The sequence below is a fragment of the Halomonas urumqiensis genome (genome assembly GCF_003028575.1).
GTDB lineage: Bacteria > Pseudomonadota > Gammaproteobacteria > Pseudomonadales > Halomonadaceae > Halomonas > Halomonas urumqiensis.
Window position 1 is genome coordinate 437,358 of record NZ_PYUD01000001.1, and the last position, 24,147, is coordinate 461,504.

18 protein-coding genes are annotated in these 24,147 nt (G+C 55.9%); 17 read left to right on the forward strand and 1 reads right to left on the reverse strand.

Annotated features, from left to right (window positions below):
- Positions 1–86 precede the first annotated feature (86 nt).
- The 17 genes from rfbC to C6V82_RS01980 all read left to right on the forward strand — a co-directional run bounded on the left by rfbC (position 87) and on the right by C6V82_RS01980 (position 22,220).
- Positions 87–635: a dTDP-4-dehydrorhamnose 3,5-epimerase gene (gene rfbC, locus C6V82_RS01905; RefSeq protein WP_102589198.1), complete on the forward strand. Its 549-nt coding sequence runs from the start codon at positions 87–89 to the stop codon at positions 633–635.
- A gap of 69 nt (positions 636–704) precedes the next feature.
- On the forward strand, positions 705–1,208 hold the full coding sequence (locus tag C6V82_RS01910; protein ID WP_146009687.1) for a hypothetical protein: 504 nt from the start codon (positions 705–707) through the stop codon (positions 1,206–1,208).
- Positions 1,209–1,234: 26 nt separating this feature from the next.
- Positions 1,235–1,450 carry a glycosyltransferase family 2 protein gene (locus C6V82_RS18405; protein ID WP_373297568.1) on the forward strand — a complete coding sequence of 72 codons (216 nt, stop codon included), beginning with the start codon at positions 1,235–1,237 and terminating at the stop codon, positions 1,448–1,450.
- Positions 1,451–1,798: 348 nt separating this feature from the next.
- Positions 1,799–3,298 (forward strand): glycosyltransferase family 2 protein, encoded by a 1,500-nt coding sequence (locus tag C6V82_RS01920; protein ID WP_102589201.1) that lies wholly within the window; start codon positions 1,799–1,801, stop codon positions 3,296–3,298.
- 61 nt (positions 3,299–3,359) lie between these two features.
- Positions 3,360–4,355, forward strand: a complete 996-nt coding sequence (locus tag C6V82_RS01925) for a sulfotransferase family 2 domain-containing protein (protein WP_146009688.1) — start codon at positions 3,360–3,362, stop codon at positions 4,353–4,355.
- Positions 4,356–4,585: 230 nt separating this feature from the next.
- Positions 4,586–6,814 carry a glycosyltransferase family 2 protein gene (locus tag C6V82_RS01930; RefSeq protein WP_180978331.1) on the forward strand — a complete coding sequence of 743 codons (2,229 nt, stop codon included), beginning with the start codon at positions 4,586–4,588 and terminating at the stop codon, positions 6,812–6,814.
- A gap of 78 nt (positions 6,815–6,892) precedes the next feature.
- Positions 6,893–7,924, forward strand: coding sequence for a glycosyltransferase family protein (locus tag C6V82_RS01935; protein WP_102589204.1), 1,032 nt, complete (start codon positions 6,893–6,895; stop codon positions 7,922–7,924).
- 371 nt (positions 7,925–8,295) lie between these two features.
- Positions 8,296–9,180: a glucose-1-phosphate thymidylyltransferase RfbA gene (gene rfbA, locus C6V82_RS01940; protein WP_102589206.1), complete on the forward strand. Its 885-nt coding sequence runs from the start codon at positions 8,296–8,298 to the stop codon at positions 9,178–9,180.
- Positions 9,181–9,640: 460 nt separating this feature from the next.
- A complete protein-coding gene (locus tag C6V82_RS01945) occupies positions 9,641–10,513 on the forward strand; it encodes an NAD-dependent epimerase/dehydratase family protein (protein WP_102589207.1) in 873 nt (290 codons plus the stop codon).
- Between the two features lie 4 nt (positions 10,514–10,517).
- Entirely contained in the window at positions 10,518–13,412 is a 2,895-nt protein-coding gene (locus C6V82_RS01950; RefSeq protein WP_102589208.1) for a rhamnan synthesis F family protein, read from the forward strand.
- Between the two features lie 6 nt (positions 13,413–13,418).
- Complete coding sequence (locus tag C6V82_RS01955) at positions 13,419–14,450, forward strand: hypothetical protein (protein WP_102589209.1); 1,032 nt, start codon at positions 13,419–13,421, stop codon at positions 14,448–14,450.
- Positions 14,443–16,092: a hypothetical protein gene (locus C6V82_RS17980; protein ID WP_146009689.1), complete on the forward strand. Its 1,650-nt coding sequence runs from the start codon at positions 14,443–14,445 to the stop codon at positions 16,090–16,092. The genes C6V82_RS01955 and C6V82_RS17980 overlap by 8 nt, the downstream gene beginning before the upstream one ends.
- A 55-nt stretch (positions 16,093–16,147) precedes the next feature.
- Positions 16,148–16,444 (forward strand): hypothetical protein, encoded by a 297-nt coding sequence (locus tag C6V82_RS01960; RefSeq protein ID WP_102589210.1) that lies wholly within the window; start codon positions 16,148–16,150, stop codon positions 16,442–16,444.
- 87 nt (positions 16,445–16,531) lie between these two features.
- A complete protein-coding gene (locus tag C6V82_RS01965) occupies positions 16,532–17,851 on the forward strand; it encodes a hypothetical protein (RefSeq protein ID WP_102589211.1) in 1,320 nt (439 codons plus the stop codon).
- A 15-nt stretch (positions 17,852–17,866) separates the two neighbouring features.
- Positions 17,867–20,149 (forward strand): glycosyltransferase family 2 protein, encoded by a 2,283-nt coding sequence (locus C6V82_RS01970; protein ID WP_229843069.1) that lies wholly within the window; start codon positions 17,867–17,869, stop codon positions 20,147–20,149.
- 151 nt (positions 20,150–20,300) lie between these two features.
- Positions 20,301–21,908, forward strand: coding sequence for a phosphoglucomutase (alpha-D-glucose-1,6-bisphosphate-dependent) (gene pgm, locus C6V82_RS01975; RefSeq protein ID WP_102589212.1), 1,608 nt, complete (start codon positions 20,301–20,303; stop codon positions 21,906–21,908).
- Between the two features lie 84 nt (positions 21,909–21,992).
- Positions 21,993–22,220 (forward strand): DUF2281 domain-containing protein, encoded by a 228-nt coding sequence (locus tag C6V82_RS01980; RefSeq protein WP_219724527.1) that lies wholly within the window; start codon positions 21,993–21,995, stop codon positions 22,218–22,220.
- Positions 22,221–22,278: 58 nt separating this feature from the next.
- Here the strand turns inward: C6V82_RS01980 and C6V82_RS01985 are convergent, their stop codons facing one another.
- The gene (locus C6V82_RS01985) at positions 22,279–24,006 is read right to left on the reverse strand and encodes an SLC13 family permease (protein ID WP_102589214.1); all 1,728 of its coding nucleotides are present in this window, start codon (positions 24,004–24,006) and stop codon (positions 22,279–22,281) included.
- Between the last annotated feature and the right edge of the window lie 141 nt (positions 24,007–24,147).

A 24,147-nucleotide genomic window follows, 5' to 3' on the forward strand; every position in this document is an offset into this window, starting at 1 on the left:
GTTATCGTGCCCATCCATAACGCGGTGGACGCGGTGGCGGCGTGCGTGTTCCAAACTAATGACGTTATCATCTCAGGTGCTTATCAATGGACTACTCCCCGCTGGCGATACCCGATGTCGTGCTGCTGACGCCGAAGGTGTTTGGTGACGAGCGTGGCTTCTTTATGGAGACCTTCCGCCAGATTGAATTTGAGCAGCACTGCGGCAACTACCAGTTCGTGCAGGACAACCATAGCCTTTCCGCCCACGGCATCCTGCGTGGTCTGCACTATCAGTTGGAGAAGCCCCAAGGCAAGCTGGTACGGGTGACCTGCGGTGAGGTATTCGACGTAGCGGTGGACCTGCGCCAATCGAGCCCCACCTTTGGCCAGTGGGCCGGGGTCATGCTCAGCGCCGAAAAAAAGCAGTTGCTGTGGGTACCGCCAGGCTTTGCCCACGCGTTTTACGTCATCAGCGACGAGGCCGAGTTTCAGTACAAGTGTACTGACTATTACAATCCCGGCGATGAGTACAGCATTCGCTGGGATGATCCCACCCTGGCTATTGACTGGCCGCTGGTGGATGGAGAGGCGCCACGGGTGTCTGAGAAAGACGCCGCGGGTCAGGCTTTCATGGATGCCCCAAAGTTCGGATGAAGGGTGATCGAGGTTTGAATTCTGGTTCGCCCATATTTGATATCTGTGCAGGGGAGGGTTGTCCGTAACGTGAAAAGGCTCATCGGTGTACGCGGTTGGATTGGCTGGCCCAAGGGGAAACGCGGCAACAGAAATACTGCCCACGCTGATGCCGAGATGTACGACGAGTATGCCTTGATCGCAGAATCAGGCCTGTTCGATGCCGATCGCTATCTGGCTCAAAATCCGGACTTGGCAGAGGCGGGAATTGATCCGCTGGTGCATTACTTACGGCACGGTGGCGCCGAAGGCCGAGGACCAGGCTCGGCATTCGATACAGTCTACTACCGCTCTCAATTGCCCGCTGGTGAGGTCGAAGGGTGGGCGACCTTGCTGCACTTTCTCGAGATCGGGCAGGCTCAGGGGCTCAAGCCGCGCCGGGAATGTACTGATGAACCCTGGTGGAGGCAGCTGCAGGGGCCTGGTGAGGTGCCTGACTCTTTTCTGGCGAACAGCGAGTTCCTGGCTGGGGGATGGCCCAAGCAACCTAGCAGACAGTATCGGCAGTTATCATTCTTGTATTCAATGCAATAGAGGCACTCGGTGACTGTCTCGATTCAGTGGCGCAACATAGTCAAATCGACTGCCGGATTATCGTGATCGACGACGGCAGTATGGATTCGGCCGTGCAGCAATTGCTGGATAGTTACCGCTCTCGCTGGCCTTTCGAGTGTTACCGTAACCCGACTAACATGGGCTTCACTCGCACGGTGAACCAGGGAGTGCAGCTGGCCGGTAGCGCGATGCGGTCCTGCTCAACGCGGATACCCAGGTGACTCCCCTCTGGCTGGGCCGAGTACGTGTTGCTGACTACCATGATCTCTGGCATGGCCAGGCTCACCGCGAAGCGTTTCTGGCCAGTAGAGAGCCGGACCTGCAACGGTTGCGAAAACGCTACTTCCCCGAACGGCAAGTGCTGTTCCCTGTGGTAATGGGTACGGCGAATGCCAAGCCCTTCCCCCCCCCTCCCGACGCGCTGATGACGCGCTCTATGGCGTGCTTGCCGTAAGGCATACCCTCCTTCGATCTCCGCTGATACCATACGTGGCTTTCTGCTGCCCCTGGATGCCGCCGATATCCGCTGGGCATTCATTGCCTGACCATTGCACAAAGCAGAGTGTTCATTGATTAGCCAACTACCGTCATTTCTACGCCTTGGCCCGCGCAAGCAAACGCTGAGCGATACCCCCGAACCCGGCTGGTTCGATGCCGAGTGGTACTTGAGCCAGTACCCGGATGTCGTGGCATCCGGCATGGGGGCCTGGCGCCACTTCTACATGCATGGCCGCCATGAGGGGCGCATGCCTTGCCTGGCGCATGCGAAGCTTTGGGGCCGTGGCGAGTTACCGGCGGCGGTGTTAGCTGAGCTGAAAGCCTCGTTGCGTACACGCCCTTCGCTTCAGGCCAACTACGCCGCATGGTTGCTGGGTCGCTGGCATGCGGTACACCACGAATGGCGCGAAGTGTGGCGCTACATGCGCCATTACTCCACCACCTTGCGCGATGGTACGCCGTTGTTTATGCACCGAATGCCGGTGATGCTGGCGGTGGAAGCGATGCGCATGAGGCGGCAACATCTTCGAGCCGGCCGGATGCTCGGCAAGTGGGAGAAGCGCGAGGGAGCGAGCACCGAAAGTGAGCTTGCCAGGGCGAACCTGCTCCACCCGATGTACGAAAGGCGAAAGGGCGCAAAGGGGCGTTGGCTCGCCCAAGTGAATCGTCCCTATGTACTGAGCGGGCTGGCGCCGCTTGTGTTTCGGAATGAGCTGCCGGAGGAACGGCCGCCCTCGATGGATGCGCTGTACGCGGATATCCCCCCTGGAAGTGCCCAGCCCGCGCCACATGAGACGGTCTCGGTGATCGTGCCGGCGTACAATGCATCCACCGGGCTGAAAGCGGCAGTGGAAAGCGTGTTGCGCCAGACATGGCCGGCCCTGGAGGTGTTGATCGTCGATGATGCCTCCACCGACGATACACGTGCCGTGGCGCAAGCGCTGTCGCTGGGTGACGAGCGCGTGCGGGTGATCGAGCAGCCTTCGAACCAGGGCGCCTATGCGGCGCGTAACGCGGGGTTGCGTGAGTCGCGTGGCGACATGTTGACCGTTCACGACAGCGATGACTGGTCTCATCCCCAGAAAATCGAGCAACAGGTGCTGGCGTTGCGCGCGGCGCCGCACAAGGTGGCCTGCATTTCCCACTGGATCCGGGCTTCCAGCGAGCTGACGTTCGGCAGTTGGCAGACTCCGTCGGGCTGGGCCGGGTGGTGTCACCGCAATACATCATCCCTGATGTTCCGGCGGAGTGTGTTCGAGCAACTGGGCTACTGGGACCGGGTCAATTGCAGCGCGGATACCGAGTATTTTCATCGCATCATGACCGCCTTCGGGCGCGATGCGGTGCTCGAGGTGGCGCCTGGTGTGCCATTGGCGTTGGGCCGTATCAGTGCCACCTCACTGACACAGGCTTCCGACACCAGTATCTTTTCGATTTTTTCCGGCATGCGGCAACAGTACGATCAGGCCTTCAATGCCTGGCATGCCCAGGCGGGGGAGGCCTCCGCCCTCTACTTGCCAGAGCATCCGCAAGCGCGCCCCTTCCCCGCGCCGCAAGGAATGCTGCGATGAGCTGATACAGCGTTGGGTGAGTGTCATATGAGTCTTCTTTTTTTGCTACCCAATGGACATCATGGATTTTTTGGAGACGTGGCGGATGCCGCTATTTTTTGTGCATATACCGAAGACCGCCGGGACGAGCTTTCGGTTGGGGGCCGAGAAGTATTTTTCGTCGGAGCGCATTGTCTATGATTACGGCAAAAATTCGGACACGACGTCCGCCCTGGTCAAGGCGTATCTGTATGGCGATGCGCCCGATTCCTGGCAATTCAGGCAGGCACTGTTAGCCGAAAAGGCGGACATGATCGGCGGGCATGTGCGTATCGGGCGCTTTGTCTCCTTGCTTGGCGTGGGGAGTACCATCACCTTCCTGCGCGAACCGCTGCAACGTGTTGCGTCGGAATATGCGCACTTTGTCAGGCATAACGGGTACAAGGGCAGCTTCAAGGAGTTCTATTCGGACCCGAAGATGCATAACCGCCAGCTCAAGGCCCTTCAAGGGGTGAATACCGAAGCCATCGGGTTGATCGGGCTGACGGAGCGATATCCGGAAAGTCTGGAAATGCTCAATAAGCACTTTGGCATCAATATCCCCAGGCGAGAGGACAATCAGGGCAAGCCAAAGCTGAATGCGCAACACCAGCTCGATAAAGAGGATGTCGCAGCGCTCAAGCGTCTGAACAAGCGGGATATTGCGCTGTACCAGCATGCCACGGCGCTGTTCGAATCGCGTTATGCGATGTTCAAGTCGGATCAGCCCTGGGCGCATGCCCGCCTTGTCGAGGCCAGTACCAAGCGAGTGAGCGGATGGGCCTGGTGGGCGGGCGAAAACAACAGCGATGAGCCGCTGGATATCGAGGTGTGGGTGAACGATGAGCTTGCCGGCAGCGTGCGAGCGGTGGAGTTGCGCCCCGAGTTGTGCCGCTTGTTGCCGCCGCGTGGGGGGCACGTGGGCTTCCATCTACCAGTGAAGCTTTCCGCGGGGGATCGGGTACAATGCCGGGTTACCTCGACCGGGCAGCGCTTTCCGCCAACCCCGCGTCGCGTGGTGGAACCGGCAAAGTCCTGAATTCATGGAATAACTGCAGCGGGAGCGTCAGTGCGTTTTTACAGATGTCAGAACCCTTCAGATCGCCAGATGTTTTCATGAATTCCGATCGTGCGCCTTTCTGGCACCGTGTACCGCGGTTTCGTAGCCATCGGGACCTGGTTTGGGATTCAGCCGCCGATAGGTGGACATGCTGTGGTGAGGAGCCGACCTTCGAGCTCCATGGGCAGCGGCCATGGCCGGGCTGGAATATGGTCGAGCTGGATATCGAAGGCGATATCCTTCACGGCGTGGCCTCCTTCGTGCTGGAGACCCGGCGCCGGCGTATTCGTGTCGACATGCCGCTCAGGTCCAGCAAGACAGCCAAGCGGATGTTGCACGTGCCGCTGGGGGTGCGGCGCATCACCATGCAGGTGTTCAATGCCCATGGCGGCTTCAATATCACGCGTTTTCGCTGGATCTGGCTGTCGCCCATGTTCGCGCGTGGCCGCCTGGCGAATCGTCTCTCCAACATTCACCCTTCCTACCAGGGGCTCTCGGAAAAGCAGGTCATTCGTGCTCTGCACCTGGAGTCGGTGGCGCGCTGCCGCAGCTGGCGGCATGTCGCCTATTCCGAGCTCGAGCGCACCATCGCCAGGGATTGTGCACGTCATGACTATCACCAGTGGGTAGCGCTGGTGGAGCCCGTTCGCAAGGAGACACCGGGCAACGCCCCACAGTCCCCCCGGATGTTGATGGAACGGCCACTGATTTCCGTACTGATGCCCTTTGGCCCTGAGCTGATGCACTTTGGGCCTGAAACAGCGCATTCCCTTGTCAATGACCCGCATGGTGCGGACGAGGAAATCGACAAGGCCCTCGAACCGTTGAGGGAGTCGCTGCTTTCCATGCTCAACCAGCACTACGCACATTGGGAGTTATGCGTGGTGCTGTCGCCTGGGGTGGACCCTGTCATGGCAGCGAAGGTGCGGCAGTGCCTGGGGACCGATGCCCGCGTGAGGGTATCCAATGGCGCTGTCGAAAGCCTCGGCCGCCTGTCTCATCAGGCATTCATCGAATCCAACGGGGAAGGGGTCATGTGGCTTTCGCCAGGGGATTGCCTGGCCGAGGATGCCTTGCAGCGCGTGGTGGAGGCCTGGAACAGGCAGCCGGCCGCGCAGCTCTTCTATGCCGATGAAGATGAGCTCAACGAACGGGGTGAACGCGTTCGCCCGCGTTTCAAGCCAGGGTGGAATCCCGACCTGTTGCTCTCGTGCAACTACGTGGGGCGCCTGGCGCTCTACAAGCGTCGCATCCTGTGGCGCCTGGAGGTCTACCGCGATATCGGCCGCTTTGATCATCATCACTTGAATGCCAATGAACTGGACCATGCCATGGCACTGCGTTTTCTGGCCTGGTGGTATCAGCTCACGAGTGAGCGGCGGGCGGCCACGGTGTGTCATCTACCCTGGGTGCTCTATCATCGCGGCGAGCGGGCACACGTTGCCGGCTCTGCAGCGGAGGCAACAGGGGAAACGGACGTACAGGGGCTGGCCCACACGGTCGGGCAGGTTCAGGCACTGCTGGCTCTTCTACCGGGTGGGGAAGGCGCGGTGGCGGAACCGGGGATGCTTCCCGAAAGCGTGCGGGTAAAGTGGCCGCTGCCGGTGCCGCCTCCCTTGGTCAGCCTGCTGGTGCCCACCCGCGATGGCGTGGATATTCTCAGGCCCTGCGTCGATGCCATTCTCGAACGTACGGAATATCGGCACTTCGAACTGCTGATCCTGGACAACCAGAGCACCTGTGCCGAGACGCTGGCCTACATGGCGGAGGTGGAACAGCGTGATCCGCGAGTCAGGGTGCTGCGCTGGGATCATCCGTTCAACTATTCGGCGATCAACAATTTCGGGGCCGAACACGCCAAGGGCGAGATCATCGGGCTGGTCAACAACGATGTGGAGCCCATGGAGGGGGAGTGGCTCACCGAAATGGTCAGCCAGGCCTGCCGGCCCGAGATCGGCTGTGTGGGGGCAAAACTCTATTACCCCAACGACACCATCCAGCATGGTGGCGTGATTCTTGGCCTTGGCGGCGTGGCCGGGCACGCCCATCGTTTCTTCCCCCGCCACGAGGATGGCAACGCCGGGCGGTTGAAGCTGGTGCAGAACCTCTCGGCGGTGACAGCGGCATGCCTGTTGCTGCGCAAGGAGGTCTTCGATGCGGTGGGTGGCCTCAACGAGGCGGATCTCAGTGTCGCCTACAACGATGTGGATCTATGCCTGAAGGTTCGTGAAGCGGGGTACCGCAACCTATGGACGCCCTATGCCGAACTTTATCACCATGAGTCCATTTCACGTGGTGCGGAAGACACGCCCGAGAAGCGGGCACGCTGGCTGCGTGAAATCGCCTACATGAAGCGTACCTGGGGGAAAAAGCTGCGTAATGACCCGGCCTACAATCCCAACCTCACCCTGGTGTACGAGGACTTTTCTTTCCGGTGAGCGCTTCGCTGGTGAGGAGTGAGGGGCATCGGGGTAAGGAGAAAGCAGCAAGCGGCAAGGAGCGGGGAGAAATGAGACATGAGTGAACGCTGGTTGCTGCTGAGCGATGGGGCGCGGCCGACCGAGGATATCTACTTCCTCGAGTCGGCGGCGCCCCATTTGCGTTCCCTTGGCCATGATGTGGGGCGCTTGGATGTGCGCGGCTGGCGTGGGCTGTTCGGCAAGATGATCGCGGGGCGGCTGGTGGGGGTGAACCTGCTGATTTGCCGAACGCTGCCGGTAGGGTGGATGAACTGGCTTGAGCGTCACCGTGCCCAGTTCGGGCGAATCGTCTATCTGATCGATGACGACCTGAAGGCGGCTGGGGACGATGTGACACTCCCCGAGGCTTACCAGCTGCGCATGGCCAACGCCGCAGCTCATCAGGGGCGTTTGTTGGCGCTCGCTGACCAGGTAGTGGCGTGCAGCCCGGCATTGGCTGTGCGTCTGCGTGAACGCCATGCCAGTGTGTCAGTACTCACTCCGCCCTTGATCGTGCCATTGCCGGGTCGCGAGCACTTCACGACTCCCCCCGATTCCGAGTCACCGTGGCGGGTCGGTTACCACGGCACTCGCGCTCATCTGGCGGATATCCAGCACATCTCGCCAGCCCTGGCGCAGCTGCACGACGTTCGCGACGATGTAACGTTCGAGGTGATGCTGGGTACCCACTTGCCGGATGCCTTGAATGGGCTCGAGCGGCTCACGGCACCCAGCCCGCTCCCTTGGCAAGCGTTCCGCGAGTATCAGCGCGAGAATCGCCTGCACATTGGCCTGGCGCCGCTGCTGGAGACGCCGTTCAATCGCGGTAAATCCTTCATAAAGTTCCTGGATATCGCCGCCATGGGCGCAGTGGGTGTTTACTCACGCCGCAGCCCTTACACCGACTTGGTCGAGCACGGGGTGAATGGGCTGCTGGCCGGTGATGACCCGAGCGAGTGGCGGGACGCCCTGGCCTGGCTGCTCGACCATCCCGACAAGGCGGCTGCCATGGCGGCCAATGCGGCCGAGACGGCACGACGCGTGGGCGATGTGCAGCTTGCCGCCGCCTTCTGGAACAAACTGCATTAACGACTCACGACTCACGACTCACGACTCACGACTCACGACTCACGACTCACGACTCACGACTCACGATTCACCCCTCCCACCTTATTCTTTCCCCGATTCCTCCCCCGTACCCTTCATCTTTTCTCCTTCCGCAACGCAATGGTTACCGATTGTCGCCAAGCCCTCCGTGGCCCGGCGGCAGGGCGCGCCAGGCTGAATCTGCCGGGACGGCAAGATAATGCTACATTTGTTCAATTCAAGCCACTGTATTTAAAAGGAATTAAAAAAACTCAATTTATTTTGCCTTCCTGGCGCTGCCAAACCCCCATTGTGCAGCTATGATCAAGTGGTAGGCCTGCTTACATAATTACACAAAAGGCTGGGGCAAAGACATGAACCGCAAGGGCATCATTCTGGCAGGGGGCTCAGGGACTCGCTTGCACCCGATAACACGCGGTGTGTCCAAGCATCTGTTGCCCATCTATGACAAGCCGATGATCTACTATCCCATCTCGGTACTGATGTTGGCTGGCATCCGCGAGATTCTGATCATCTCCACCCCACAGGACCTACCCCAGTACCAGAGCTTGCTTGGCAGTGGTGAAGAGTTCGGGGTGCATTTCGAGTATGCCGAGCAGCCAAGCCCGGATGGCCTTGCGCAGGCATTCATCATCGGCGAAGCGTTCATTGGTGGGTCACCCGTTTGCCTGGTGCTGGGCGACAATATCTTCCATGGTCAGCACTTCTCCGACCAGCTCAAGCGAGCTAACCAGCATGCCACGGGAGCCACGGTGTTCGGTTACCTGGTCAAGGACCCGGAACGCTTCGGGGTGGTGGAGTTCGATGAGCAAGGCCGGGCGATCAGCATCGAGGAAAAACCCGCCAAGCCAAAATCCAGTTACGCGGTTACGGGCTTGTACTTCTACGACAACGATGTTGTGGAAATCGCCAAGCAAGTGAAACCATCCGGACGAGGCGAGCTCGAGATCACCTGTGTCAACAATGCCTATCTGAAACGCGGCGACCTCAGGGTAGAGCGCCTGGGGCGTGGATTCGCCTGGCTGGATTCCGGTACCCACGACAGCCTGCTGGAGGCCAGCCAATACGTCCAGACCATAGAGAATCGGCAAGGGCTGAAGATTGCCTGCCTGGAAGAGATCGCCTGGCAGCAACACTGGATCAGTGATGAATACCTGCTCACGCATGCCAAGGCGCTATCCAAGACAGGCTACGGAGAATACCTGAACCGCCTGGTCATGGAAAAAGTGAAGCTCTAGTACTTTTAGTTGGTGATATTTAATACTGTGAATTTAAGCTCAGTGATTTTAAGCTCTGAGTTGATTAACTAGCCTCATGGGAGGCCGGCACCATGCTTTTCGTTTTTCTTACCTATTCTCATAGATTACGAATGACACGCAAGTGTAATAACGGCGATGCGCCAGGCTAGCCCCCATAGCTGGTGGGATGACGTTTAACTGGCGAACGTTTGGAAATTCGGCGACATAGTAGTAGGCGTAGTAATAATCGAAGTATTAGGAAAAGTATTAGGGGTGGTATTAGGGATAGTGTTAGGAATAGTATTAGAAGCAGTACTAGAAATAGTATTAGAAATAACATTATAAGATGTATTATAAATAGTAGTAACAGCCTCAAAAAAAAGGTTTACGTGGGCTTCCCTTCAAGGATGCACCGCAATTCAGTTTACGATGTCGAGGTTCATCCAGGAGGTGAAGCTCTATGACTCAAGTGCTTCTGCTGGGAGCGACAGGTTTTATCGGTTCGAGCATCGCTAAGGAACTGGATCATCAAGGAATTGATTGGGTCGGGGTGGCGCGGAATTATCACGCCGGGGAACGACCAACTCTTTCATTGAGTGATCGTAAGGCAATAATCCTGGCTCTTGAGTCGAGGCCTATCATCATCAATGCTCTGGGTGGTTTGAAGCCAAAGAGTTTCAGTGACAACTTCTCAGAGGCGATGAATGAGTTCTGGGCTAGCCTGGATCGGTTGACCTGCTATCTACAGGACAAGCCCCCTGCGGGGATATTGCATATCTCATCGGCGGGTACCGTCTATGGGGAAGCCCCTGGCCGTGCCAGCCTGGAAACGGATCCGCTTCGGCCAAGCTCCTGGTATGGGCGAATGAAGGTCATGGAAGAGGGCATGATTCGCTGCCTTGCTAACGACTACGGCATTCCGATTGCCTGTGCCAGAGTATCCAATCCTTTTGGCAATCGGGAGGCCTCGCACCACGGCCTGATCGACGTGCTGATTACAAGACTGCGAAAAAGGGAAGCATTCCAGGCGGCATTCCCTGAGGGAGCTCAGCGTGATTTCATCTATGCGCCCTGTATGGCAGAAAAGCTGGTGAGGCTGGCCATGGAAGGGCACACCGGCATTTTCAATGTGGGTGGGGGGGAGCCGACACCTTTGCAGTCGATAATCGATAAGGCCCGCGAGCTCGTGCCTGGAGCCAGCATTATGCAGTGTGACCCCAACCCTTCAGATATCGTCAATAGCTACATTTCCACGGACAAGGTCAATGAACTTCTAGGCCCCTCCGACTGCGCCCTGAACATCGAACAGTATCTCATAAATAAACTTGGCTGATGATATGAAACTACTGATCAGGAAGGCAGCAAAAAAAATACGCTCAAATCCGAAGGACTTCCGAAGTCTCTTGGAGAGCTCGCGTGTTGACTGGAAGCAATATGCGAACACAACGCCTTCCACCGTGAAAGACCCCATCGGGTTCTTTCTCGAGAACTATGATCAGTACCCATTAAAAGTAACTGGTTGGTTTGATTCAGACTACTACCTTTCCGAACACCGGGATGTGCGTCAGGATGGGGCCAATCCGCTGGTTCATTTTCTGCTGTATGGAGAGAAGGAAGGAAGGAGAGCATTTTCACCCACTGAGCAACCCATTAATTTCAATCAGGAAATACAGCATCCGAAAGTGAATGAAGATGATGCGTGCAGACTAAGAGTGATCAGCAAGGATGTTGTATCGCTTGGTAAGAAACTAGTGGAATCGACATCGCGAGACACGCCCCGCCATACGAGCCTCAGGAAGGCATTAGATTCGTCGCCTGTGGATTGGTCAGCGCTGATACAGATTATGGGGGCAAAGGATCGTGATGATGCAGTATCAAAATTCATTGCACTGTCAAATGATGATTTGCCGGTTTTAGATGGTTTTTTCGACCCTAAACTGTATTTGGAATTTTATCCTGATATACGTGCTGCTGGCGTTAATCCACTGGAGCACTATCTTCTACATGGAAAGTCTGAAGGTAGGGCAGGTTGGGTTAATATAGAAGAATTTATAATAGAAGGAGGGGCGTGCTGGAACCCAAATCTGAAGACAGTTGTAGTTGTTACGCACGATGCAACATCGACAGGCGCGCCAGTAGTTTCACTAGAGGTCGCCAAAAAGCTTGCTAAAAGCTATAATATTATTACGGCATCATTGCAGGGAGGTGCATTGTATGATCGGTTTGTAGAATGTGGTGTATCTCATTTTAATGCTCCCGCTCATTATGGATTAGGTGCGCTCAGGCACATTCTCGAACGGTTGGTTTCCATTTGGGGAATAGATTGTGTTTTGCTGAGCTCAGTGGAGTCTCTACCGTTCATTGAAGCTGCATCAAGCATAGGTATACCGACTGTAACTCTAATACATGAGTATTCAGAATATACTCGCCCAGTAGGAAAAATGAGCAGGGCTATTATTGCTTCAGATATAGTTGTTTACCCTTCTGGCTCTCTCAAGAAATCGGGGCTTGCGGAGCTGTATGATAAAACTGGAGCGAGAAATGAACCAAATCACATCTATGTGCAACCACAGGGCTATCTTGGCTTTGCCGAAAAAATTTCAGTAGATTCAGGCTGGTCTTTACTCAAAAAATTGAGTCTTGAGGATGATTCAATCATTATCGCAGGTGCCGGTCATGTCCAACCTAGAAAAGGCGTGGACTGGTTTCTTCAAACCTGTTATTACATGAAAAAAATTCTTCATAAGCAAGGTGATCCTAGGGCTAATAAACTACAGTTTGTTTGGCTCGGTGGGGGGTATGAGGAAGACGATGTACATGTGTCCGTTTGGCTTAGAACTTATATAAAACAATCTGGTATCGAAAAACAGTGCCACTTCCCAGGCGCTGTCCATGATGTCAGGGCAGCGCTGATGGATGCGGATATATTTTTACTTTCATCAAGGCTTGACCCCTTCCCGAATGTTGCTGTGGATGCATTGAATGCGGATTGCGCTTTAGCGGTTTTCAAGGGAGCGAGCGGTATTTCTGATTTTGTGAAAGAGCACGATGGTAGATTCGTAGAAGCACCATACGGTGACTGTTATTCCTTGGCGGAAAGTTTAGTAGCAGGCCTTGATTATTTGATAGTTCGTGATGGTATAAATCACGATATATGTGTAAGGCATCTTTCATTCGATCACTACGTTTCAGAAATAGATTCCTACCTTAGGCTAGCGTCCAGACAGAAAGAAGAAATTGAACATGTAATTGAGTGTTCGCAGGCGTTTAAAGAACGCTTCGATCCCGATTTCTATCGATTGTCTATTGGTGAGGGTGACCGTAGACGCCATTTTCTTACGCTTCTCTATAAGGGCCTGATTTACTCAAAGCCGTTCGCAGGTTCTGATGCAAAGGGGGCTGTTGAAAGCAGGCCATACAAGCATGGAGAGTCGTTTTTCAATTATGTTGAATGGCTGATGCTGCAAGAAGATTTTAGTATGCCCCTTTCTATTCTGAATGGGGCGGAGTGTGAGCCCTACGAAGGAAGGGTCGCCATACAGTTTCATGTCTTTTATAATGACTTGATACTCGAATATTGTAAGTACTTCGAGACCTTGGTCGGTCATGACGTCGATCTCTTTGTCAGCCATGTAAACGACCTTGGAGAGCATGAGCTCAGCATGCTTCAGGATTGTGTTTCTGGAAGGCTTGTAACAGATAAAGTGGAAAATATCGGGCGCGACGTACATCATTTTCATCAGCAATTTATTGAACATATTCAAGACCACTATGACGTAGTAGGTCATTTTCATACAAAGAAGTCGACTGACAGTGCAGATGGCATAGGAGACCGTTGGCGACGCTATCTACTTGGGAATCTGCTGGGGTCGCCCCAAGCCACCAGGGAAGTGCTGGCGAATTTCAATGATCAGGCAGTTGGTCTCGTGTTTTCCGAGGATGCCCACTGTATCGACGAGGCAGACAACGGTGAGGCAATCGAAACGCTTCTCGAACCGTTGGGCTATTCGCGAAGGCCCTATTACCACACGTTCCCGGTGGGCACCATGTTCTGGGCGCGCGTTCAAGCGCTGAGCGATCTCAGCCGCCTGGATAGTGAGACGTTCAAGCTTACCGAGCCGGTTCCCTACGATGGGACCGTGCTGCATGCATTTGAAAGGGTATTGCCACAATTGATTCAGGAAACTGGCTTCAAAATACGGCGAGTCTATACCCAACGTACATTCTGGTGATGGTCCATGAAACGTAAATTGATCATACATGTGGGCATGGGTAAGACCGGCAGCTCATCCATTCAAAAAACGCTGCGCATGGCCAGGCCTCAGCTGAAAGAGGCCGGCATACTCTACCTTGGTTTGATGCTGGAACATACCAAGCTTTCAGGTAACCTTTCATGGCATCAAGTGTCTGGCTGGCGAGATTATCTGAAGGAGCATGCCAAGGGAAGTGACATAGCTAATCGTCAGTTATCAGATGCCTTTGCCGAGCTCGATGCCTACCTGCCCGAAAGCATCCATACACTCGTGTGGTCCAATGAGTCACTTTTCGACAGCATCCAGCTGGTCAGGCCCGCATTGCAGGCCATCAGCCAGCATATGGATATACAGGTAGTGGGTTATATACGACGACCAGATACCTGGATCACTTCCGCCTATTTGCAATGGGGGATCAAACACAAAACTTATAAAGGGCCTTTAAAGTCTTTCAGTGTTTGGTCTAAGGATATGCCTTATGTCGTTTATTCCAAGGCTTCCTCGTGGCACGCACTTGTTGAGAATTCATGGTTCGCCAATTTTGATGCAATTCCTGACGTCAGTGAACATTTCCTGAAGAGTCTTTGGCCTGACATCGCTCCTGGTATTCCCATGCAACGTGAGAATGATACGCCTTCGCCCGCTGCAATGGCTTTGTTTGCACTGCATAACTCATTGTCAGTAGGTCAGGTCCTTCCATCCGAAATTGAACCTTTGTTGATAAAGGCTGGCTTGGTTGGTGAAATGCAGAAATCGCATCCTTACAACCAATTGTTACCCGAACAAGCTGACGTGATTACTTACGTGGAGAATAACTGGGAAGAAGTGGAAAGAATCAACGCGCTTATGAAAGAAATGGGTCAGCCAGAATTTGATGTTTCCACACCAAGGTTCAAGGACTATTCAACGTCACAGCTTGATATCAACCGCGCCATGATGGAGCTCATCGTCTCCTTGGCACGCGAAGTGGATAGGCTAAAGTCCAGGCTGGATGCCCAGGAGTCCCGAAATGATTGAAGAGATTATCATTCATATCGGCATGCATAAAACAGGGTCTACTTCAATTCAAGAAACTCTTTCTAGAATAAACATGGCAGATATGGAATACCTTGATCTTGGGCATTCTAATCATTCGGGTTTTTTGGCGACATGTCTCTTGAAACATCCTGAGTTATATCATAATCACTTTAGGAATGGTCTCAATAGGGAGGGTGCGCTCAATCTTCAAAGTGATTATTTAACAAAGCTGCATAGCACCCTTTTGCATTGCTCGAGTAGGAGGGCAATTGTTTCAGCTGAGTATCTTTCCCAGCCTGGGGTTTCCATAGGTGAATTGGTAAAATTAAATAATTTTTTGTCAGATTATGCCTCGCGTATAAAAATATATGGCTATGTCAGGTCTCCAGTTGGCTTTATGCAATCGGCTTTTCAACAAAGGTTAAAGGGTGGCGGACGTGTACAACTTAATGCTCAGCAGTTGTATCCGTGCTACCGGGCGCGCTTCGAAAAATATGATAAAGTTTTTGGGAGGGATAATGTAGAGTTGATTCCTTTCAAGGTTGATTCTCTTGCTAAATCCGATGTTGTTCATGATTTCGCCCAAAGAATTGGTGTGAGTTTGTCTGGCTCGGAAATTTTTCGCGCTAATGAGTCTCTTTCATTGGAGGCTGTGTCGTTATTATATGCTTTCTGTAATTTTGGTGTCTTGGCGTCGCCCTATCAAGGTTTTACTAATGATCACCATCGTTTGGTTAGAGTTCTCTCAACATTAGGAGAAAGCAAGCTCGCATTTTCCGGCTCATTGGTTGAAAATGTTCTTGATGCGAATCATGATGACTTATCGTGGATTTCTCATCGGGTTGGTGAGTCGATATTGGATTGCCATAGAGGTGATGGTTTTTCAGTTGCTTGTGAACAAGATTTATTTTCTGTCGCTTTAGATAACGCGAGTTCGATACTTTCTCTTATTCGGCGATGTTCATTCGAACAAGGTCTCAAAAACAAGACGGCTATCCTTAAAGACATTATACATATCCTCTACTCTCAACCTCCATATGATTGCAGGTATATCAATAGAGAAGTTTTTAGTGATTTACAACGAACTGTAATTGTGAATTCAAGTGGAGACTATGTCGCAATTTTGTCTGCTTTAGTTTTGGCGTTGAGGAAGTGTGGGGAGTACTCTGCTTCGCGCGCTGTCTACTCCTCACTTGTCCGCTTAAAGAATAGTCGTATTATTAAAGTTGGATTTTCTGAATTAATCACTAGTGAGAGGCTGTTGAGTGAAGTTTCTGAGGAGCATTGCACAGATCTAGAAGAATTTGTAGGCCAATGTGTTAAGAAAATCAAGCCTACTCCTGAACAGCTTGCGTATTGGATTGAAATGTTAAGAATTGCGTTAACAGGTAAGGACTCTGCCGGGTATGAACATTTTTCCGCTAACGACCCATTGTTTACACCTGAGCAAATTACCATACTCGAAGATGAAAAGTTAGGGCCAGCAGTGGCCTTGAGAGAGCTGGCTATTTCATTCGAGCGTCAGGGGCAGTTGCAGGAAGCAAGCTCAGTGCTTGCTGCCGCACTCAAACTACGGCCAGATGCCATGGGATTACAGAAGCTTCAAGAACGAGTGTTGAAGAAATTGAGTACGCCATTATGATCCATGGCGTATTTTTGACCTATACCGACTATTGGGTTTTATGGAGTTATCTGTGATGGAAGACGTGACGCATCAAGAGCCTATCGTGATATCAACCGAGTCCCTGATCGACAGAATCAGATCTCGTCATCCCAACGCACTTGCCCACATCCCGGAAAAGCGGGCGGTGATGCTCGTTCGCATTACTCTTCAGGCGTTGGCGGAAGAAATCAATGCTGTCGATGAGGGGCGGTTGAGAGTGCCTGGTCTTGGGCGAGTTACCATTCGCCAGGTGGAGCGCGAGAATGACGGTGAAACTAATGTCATCAAACGCGTCATTCTCAGCCCAACGAAGTCTAAAGAACAAGCCTAGCTTGCCCTTGAAGGGCCAGTCATCAGTCAGGCAGCCAGAATGATCAAAAGAGTCGTGTCATCATGGAGCCGTGGAGGCACCCGAAACATGCCCGAGGTGCTTTTGCATATTGGCGCGCCCAAGTCGGGGACGTCGGCCATTCAGCGTTTCTGTCAGTTGAACCGGGGCTGGTTGGAGCAACAGGGGTATTTTTATCCAGAGCATACGCTGGATGTGAATGGGGTTTCCGGTGGCCATACGCAACTGGCGGGACGTTTGATCAATGGTGAGAGGGATGCCGCCGCGCACTGGTTCAATGAGCAGCTCGGTCATGCCCGACGCCAAAAGGCATGCCTGCTTCTCTCCGCGGAAGGCCTGTACGGTCGGGAAGCCGAGATGTCGGCCATCACCAAAGGCTTGCGAGTGCGTATCGTGGCGTTCTTGCGTGCACCGATTGACTACCTGCTGAGTAACCACAACCAGGGCATCAAGCGGCATATGGGTACCCAGCGCTTGATCGATGCCGCTAGCGGTATGTTGCGCTTGCCCGTTGAACCATTGGTAGGTGTTCCGTTCCTGCGCTGGGCGGATGCGTTTGGCGATGAACAGTGTGTCTTCCTGCCTTATCAATCCCCGCTCGAGGGTGGTGAGCCTATTGAAGGGGTCTTTCTGAGGCAGCTTGGTATCACCGATGTGAAGGTGCTTGGCAAGGTCGAAGCAGCCGGCATCACCAACCGCAGCTACGTACGTTCAGCATTGGAAATCAAGCGACTGCTCAATACGGTGCTTCCCGAACTGGCCGATGAAGTTGCCTATCGTGTGGATTGGAGCTTGCAGGGCTATTCAGACCGGGCAACCGAGCAACGCGGCCATACCGTAAATGACTTGCCCGCTACTTTGCGCGCGGAACTGCAGGCACACCTGTATATCAAGATGGCGCCCGTGATCGAGCGATTTCCCGTATTGACACCGCTGATAGCCGAATGCGATGCGGCAACCAACCTGGAACCTTTTGTCGGGCTTGATTTATATGCCCCTCTACAGGCTCTCGTGAGGGATTATCCGGATGTGGTTGAGCAGATCCGGGATAAGGCTTGTGAGCTTCGTGACACCGGAAAGTCGGGCTATACCTTCCTCAAATTGCTTGACCTGTTGGGCATCGAGTTCAACGAATCACCCACCATTCGTGACCCGCTGACCGACAGTGGTCGTCGGACCCTGTCCAGTCACACGGCCAAGGATGCCGATTACCTGAGGGAATTGGCTCTTTGCCTCGAACGGTTGGGCTATATGAACGATGCCCTGCTGGTAGCTGATCAGGCGCTATCCAAGCGCCCAAACGGCGTTGGTATCCAGAAGATACGGCAACGCATTATCGACCGGGTGGCCACAGCTGATGGGCAATATCCGCGGACGGAGCTCAAGTGAAGGCGAGGTGACGCTATGAGCCATCATGTGTCTCGGCTCGACCGAATGAAGTCAAAGGTGTCGCTGGTCATCTTTCCTGAGACGCACCTGGTGCCTTGCCGTGATTTGCAGGCAATGCCCGTCGACGCGCAATGGCGCTGGCACGCGACGGGGGAGCGACCGGTGTTCGAGTTGCGTCGCCATCTACCGCTGCCTGGCTGGCATATGCTCGAGGTCGCGATGGCCCATGATCGGTGCAATGTGGCGATGCGCATGCATCTCGAGTTCGGAGGCTGCAATGAACCGGAGGACGTGATTCTTCTGCCGCTGAAGCATGGTCGAATCACCAAACAACTGTTTTTCGTCAGGCCAGGACTAAAGGCGTTGTACCTCGCTCCCATGGAAGCTGGCGGGTACTTCACGTTCCTGCATTTTCGGATTGCCTGGTTGACGCCACGCTTCGCCCATGACCGGCTGGCTCGACGATTGGCTCGCCTTCATGAGACATGGCGCGGCATGCCACAACGGGAAGTGCTGTCCGAACTCAAGCAACAGGCCCGGCGTCAGAAAATTCCCTGGTGCTCGTTGGCCCTTGACCGTTACAGGGAAACGTTTGTCTGGATGACACCGCTCGATGGCTACTCGCATTGGCTCAAGAGGCGCCATGAGCTGGGTGCCGACAGCGTGCGCAGAATCGTCGAGAAGCTTCCCTGTGCCCCCACGATTTCGGTGTTGGTGCCGGTGTTCGATCCCGTCGTGACCTGGTTACGCGAGTGTCTTGAATCGGTTTTGACCCAGAGCTATCCGCACTGGCAGCTGTGCGTTGCCGATGATGCTTCCACGAATCCGGAGGTGCACAAGCTTCTCGAGGAGTTTGCCGAGCGGGACTCACGAGTGGTGGTCGTTTATCGACCCCGGAATGGTCATATCTGCGCGGCCACCAATAGCGCACTGGCGGTCGCACAAGGTGAGTTCATCGCCTTGCTGGACCATGATGACCGATTGCCACACAACGCGCTCTTCCATGTGGCCGAAGCGTTGCATCGTCATCCTGAAGCCTGTGTGCTGTATAGCGATGAGGACAAGATCGACGAGCATGGGGTGCGTTTCGATCCGCACTTCAAGCCAGACTGGAACCCTGACCTGCTGCTCGCACAGAATTACATTTCGCATCTCGGTGTCTATCGCGCTTCGTTGGTGAAGCGTATCGGCGGGTTCCGGGAGGGTTTCGAGGGTAGCCAGGATCACGACCTGCTGCTTCGCGCCACGGTGAATCTTTCACCAACACAGGTCGTGCATATTCCCCATGTGCTGTATCACTGGCGAGCGGCATGCGGTTCCACCGCGCTTGGCAGTGATCAGAAGTCGTACTCCGCAGAGGCGGGGCTTGCCGCGGTGAATGACCATCTGTTGCGCCACACCCCTGGCGCGAGGGCCGAGCCTGGCCGCTACCCGAATACCTATCGTGTGCACTGGCCGCTACCTGATTCGCTGCCCTTGGTGAGCCTGCTGGTGCCCACGCGTGATCGCATCGAGATTCTCAGACCTTGTGTGGATGCGATTCTGGAGCGCACCGAGTACGCCAACCTCGAACTGCTGATCCTCGACAACCAGAGTGAGTGCGCGGAGACGCTGGCGTTCATGCGCGATGTCGAATCCCGCGATTCACGGGTGCGGGTCTTGCGCTGGGAGCATGCGTTCAACTATTCGGCGATCAATAACTTCGGGGCCAGACATGCCCGTGGCGAGATCCTCGGCCTGGTGAATAACGACATCGAACCGATTGACGAAGGGTGGCTGGGCGAGATGGTCAGCCAGGTGTGCCGCCCGGAAATCGGCTGTGTGGGGGCCAAGCTCTATTATCCCAACGACACTATTCAGCATGCCGGGGTGATTCTGGGCATTGGGGGCGTGGCGGGGCACTCACACAAGTACTTGCCGCGAGAGGCCCCCGGTTACTTCTCCCGGTTGCATCTTGCCCAGGGCATGTCGGCTGTTACCGCTGCTTGTCTGCTGGTGAGACGGGAGGTGTTCGAACGGGTGGGAGGCCTTAACGAGGCTGAGCTGCCGGTAGCGTTCAATGATGTGGATTTCTGCCTGAGAGTTCGAGGAGCTGGATTTCGCAACCTCTGGACACCCTATGCGGAGCTCTACCATAACGAGTCGCTATCGCGTGGCCGTGATGATGACAAGGCCAAGAAGGTACGCGCGGCATCCGAAGTGGCGTATATGCGCCGCACCTGGACAGACCAATTGGTGAATGATCCGGCCTACAACCCCAACCTCACGCTGGAGTTCGAGGATTTTTCATTGAGGTAAGTCGGTCATTGAGGTACTGGGTCATCGAGGTAGTCGGCCATCGAGGTAGTGGGTCATCGAGTTTTGCCGGTCGCACTTCATTCCCATACACGTGACAATAGCCAATCACTCTTCAGACCCACACGCTTCAGACACCCCAACAGGTATCCCGATGCAAGCACTTCTGAACGCCTTCCATGAGCGCAAGCCCGACCCTGCCGAGCCTACGCAGCGCGTGCAGTTCGGCACCTCTGGCCATCGCGGATCGGCGCTTGCCGCTACCTTCAACGCCGACCATATCCTGGCGATCGCCCAGGCGGTGGCGGAGTATCGCCGCGAGCAGGGCTATACCGGGCCGCTCTATCTGGGCTACGACACCCACGCACTGTCGCGCCCGGCGTGGGAGTGCGCGCTTCAGGTGCTGGTGGCCAATGACGTGGCGGTGCGCATCGAGGCGGGCGAGGGTGTGACCGCGACCCCGGTGATCAGCCGGGCTATCCTGGCGCACAATAGCGATGCCCATAACGCGGAAGTTGGCGCGCTTGCCGATGGCCTGATCATCACGCCGTCGCACAACCCTCCGGAGGATGGTGGCATCAAGTACAACCCTGCCCATGGCGGCCCGGCGGATACCGACGCTACCGGCTGGATCCAGGATCGCGCCAATGCGCTGTTGGCCCAAGGCGTTAGCAGTATGAAAAAAGGACTCGCCGGGGTGAAGCAGGTGCCGCTGGCCCAGGCGCTAGAGGCCGCCGAACCCGTCGACATGACCGGCGAGTATGTCTCGGCACTGGGCGATGCGGTGGACATGGCGGCGATCCAGCGCGCGGGGCTGTCGCTCGGTGTCGACCCCATGGGTGGCACGGCGCTGCCGGTGTGGCAGGCGGTGGTGCGGCACTTCGGGCTCGATCTCGAGATCGTCAATGAGCGCATCGACCCGACGTTTGCCTTCATGCCGCCGGATCACGATGGCAAGACGCGCATGGATTGCTCGAGCCCGGCCGCCATGGCCAATCTGCTGGCCATCAAGGATCGTTTCACGCTGGCCTTCGGCAACGACCCGGATGCCGACCGCCACGGTATCGTCGATGCGGCCGGGCTGATGAACCCCAACCACTTCCTGGCGGTGTGCATCGATTATCTGCTCACCCATCGCCCCCAGTGGTCGGCCGAGCTGAAGATCGGCAAGACGCTGGTGTCGTCCTCGATGATCGACCGGGTCGTCGCCGATCATGGCCGCGCGCTGTATGAAGTGCCGGTGGGGTTCAAGTGGTTCGTCGAGGGCATGCATGGCAGATGGCTGGCGTTCGGCGGCGAGGAGAGCGCGGGAGCCAGCTTCCTGACGCTAGACGGCAAACCCTGGTCCACCGACAAGGATGGCATCCTGCTGTGCCTGCTGGCCGCCGAGATCACCGCCGTGACCGGCAAGACCCCGAGCGAGCACTACCGGGCGCTGACCGAGCGCCATGGCGAACCGTTCTACCGCCGGGTGGATACCCCCTGCACCCCGGAGCAGAAGGCCGCCTTCAAGGGGCTGACGCCCGAACGGCTCACCGCCACCGAACTGGCCGGCGAGCCCATCGAATCGGTGCTGGTCAATGCGCCCGGCAACGGCGCGCCCATCGGCGGGCTGAAGGTGGTCACCGCCAATGGCTGGTTCGCCGCCCGCCCCAGCGGCACCGAATCGCTCTACAAGATCTACGCCGAAAGCTTCGTCGGCGAAGCGCACCTGGCCCAGCTACTCGACGAAGCCAAGGCGCTGCTGGACGAGGTATTGTGAGGGCCTCGGGCGGCTCAGAAGGCCTGAATCGCTGTGCTATTCTTGATGCATTGGTTTGTGTGTTCAGGAGGTTTTATTGTGCAAATGAAAGAGTTGGTCAGCCGAGTCAGCCGACTGCCTCCGGATAGGCAAGAAGAAGTCATGGATTTCATCGCTTTCCTCGAGCACCGTTATGGCCAGCGCGAAAGCCTTGAGCAAGCCGATTGGTCGGAGAGCGAATTTCACGCCATGAGTGTGGATCAGGCCATGCGGGGGCTAGAGGACGAACCGAATATCTATTCGGAAGAAGATCTCAAGGAGCGCTGGCAATGAATTGGCTGTCTTTCAGAGCCGCGATTGAACGAGCTTCGCCATCGGTTGGCAGATTGGATCAAAACGGAAACACCAGCGGCGTCAGTACCAGCACCGCCGCCGAGTAGGTCAGGCTGACCGGCAGGCCCACCTTGAGGAAGTCCCTGATCCGGTAGCGGCCGGGCGAGTAGACCATCAGGTGGGTCTGATAGCCGAACGGGATCAGAAAGCAGGCGCTGGCGCCATAGGCGACCGCCATGATGAAGGGCATGGGGTCGACCCCGAAGGCCTGGGCGGTGCTCCAGGCCACCGGGAAGGCCAGCGCGGCGGCGGCGTTGTTGGTCACGGTTTCGGTGAGCAGCACCGTCATGAGGTAGCAGCCGATGAACGCGGCGTAGACGCCGTGGCCGCTGAACAGGAACTGAATGCCTTCGGTGAGCCGCATCGCGGCGCCGGAACTCTCCATGGCCTGGGCCAGCGCCAGGGCCGAGCCGATGATCAACCATAGCTCGAACGGAAAGCGCCGGCGCAATTCGGCAACGCTGAGTACGCGCCCCGCCAGCAGCCCCGCCAGCAACAACAACAGCCCATGAAACAGCGGCAGCAGGTTGGCCGCCGCCAGCCCGATCACGCTCGTGAACCCGGCCAGGGTCAACAGGCTTTCGTTGCGCGTCAGTTGCGGCCTCTTGAAACTGCCACTGAGCAGATGGAAGTTGCGATCCAGGTTGCGGTGCTGCCGAAAATCCCCGCCGACCGCCATCAGCAGGCAATCCCCCACCCGCAGGGGGATCTTGCCGAGCTGACCCTCCAGCCGTTTGTCGCCACGCCGTATTCCCACCACGCCGGCATTGAACATGCTGCGAAAATCCACGTCCTGGAGCGTCTGGCCCGCCAGTTCCGACTCGTGGGAGATCACCACCTCCACCAGGTTGGTGGCCAGCAGGTTATCGACTTCGTGGCCGAACAGGTTCAGGCCCGGGAAGCGCTGCAGCGCCTGCACCTTGCTGACTTCTCCGGTGAATACCAGGGTGTCGTCCCGCTGCAGGATCTCGTCAGGCCCCACCGGGCTGATCAGCCGGCCATCACGCTCGATCTCGAGCAGGTAGAGGCCGTCGAGGTTACGCAGGCCGTTGCGTTCGATGCTCTTGCCGATCAGCTCGGAGCCTGGCTGCACGTCGGTGGCCAGAAAGTAGGCGAGCTTTTCGGCGGTGTCTTCGGCGTGATGATGAGGAAGTGCCCGCGCCCGCCACAGCAGCACACCGAAGGTAATGAGGGCCACGGGCACGCCGACCAGGCTGAACTGGAACATGCCGAGTTGCTGGCCGGTGTTGCTAAGCGTGAAGGAGTTGACGACCAGGTTGGTGGAGGTGCCCACCAGGGTGGTGATGCCACCCAGTATCGAGGCATAGGAGAGCGGGATCAGCAGCCGCGAAGGGGCGATTCGGCGTTGGCGCGAGATGGCGCCGAGAAACGCCGCCACCACGGCGGTATTGTTGAGAAACGCCGAGAGCACCGCGCTGGTGCCCATCAGGCGGGCCGTGGCGGTCGTGGGGCGACCGTTGAGCAGGCGCTGCGAGAGCCAGTCCAGCAGCGGCGTGCGTTCCAGCGCCAGGGAGACCAGCAGCAGCAACATCAGGGTCGCCAGCGCCGGGTTGGTGTACTGGGCGAGCAGGGTGGCGGTATCCACCAGCCCGAACAGCAGATAGGCACCCGCCAGGCTCACGAATGCGAAGGCGGGCCGAACACGCCCGCTGATCAACAGGGCCAGCAGCCCGGCGATGGATATCAGTACTGCCCAGGTGATCATGGTGCTCATATCCTTGAGAAAGAACCCGACGTGGGGCGTATCGCTTGTGCGATTCTACTAAGCCTTTTATCATCAAGTCGAACCGCTGAAGAAAACGTTTCACGATAAGCTTAAACATTCTCTCTAATTCAATCGGTTATC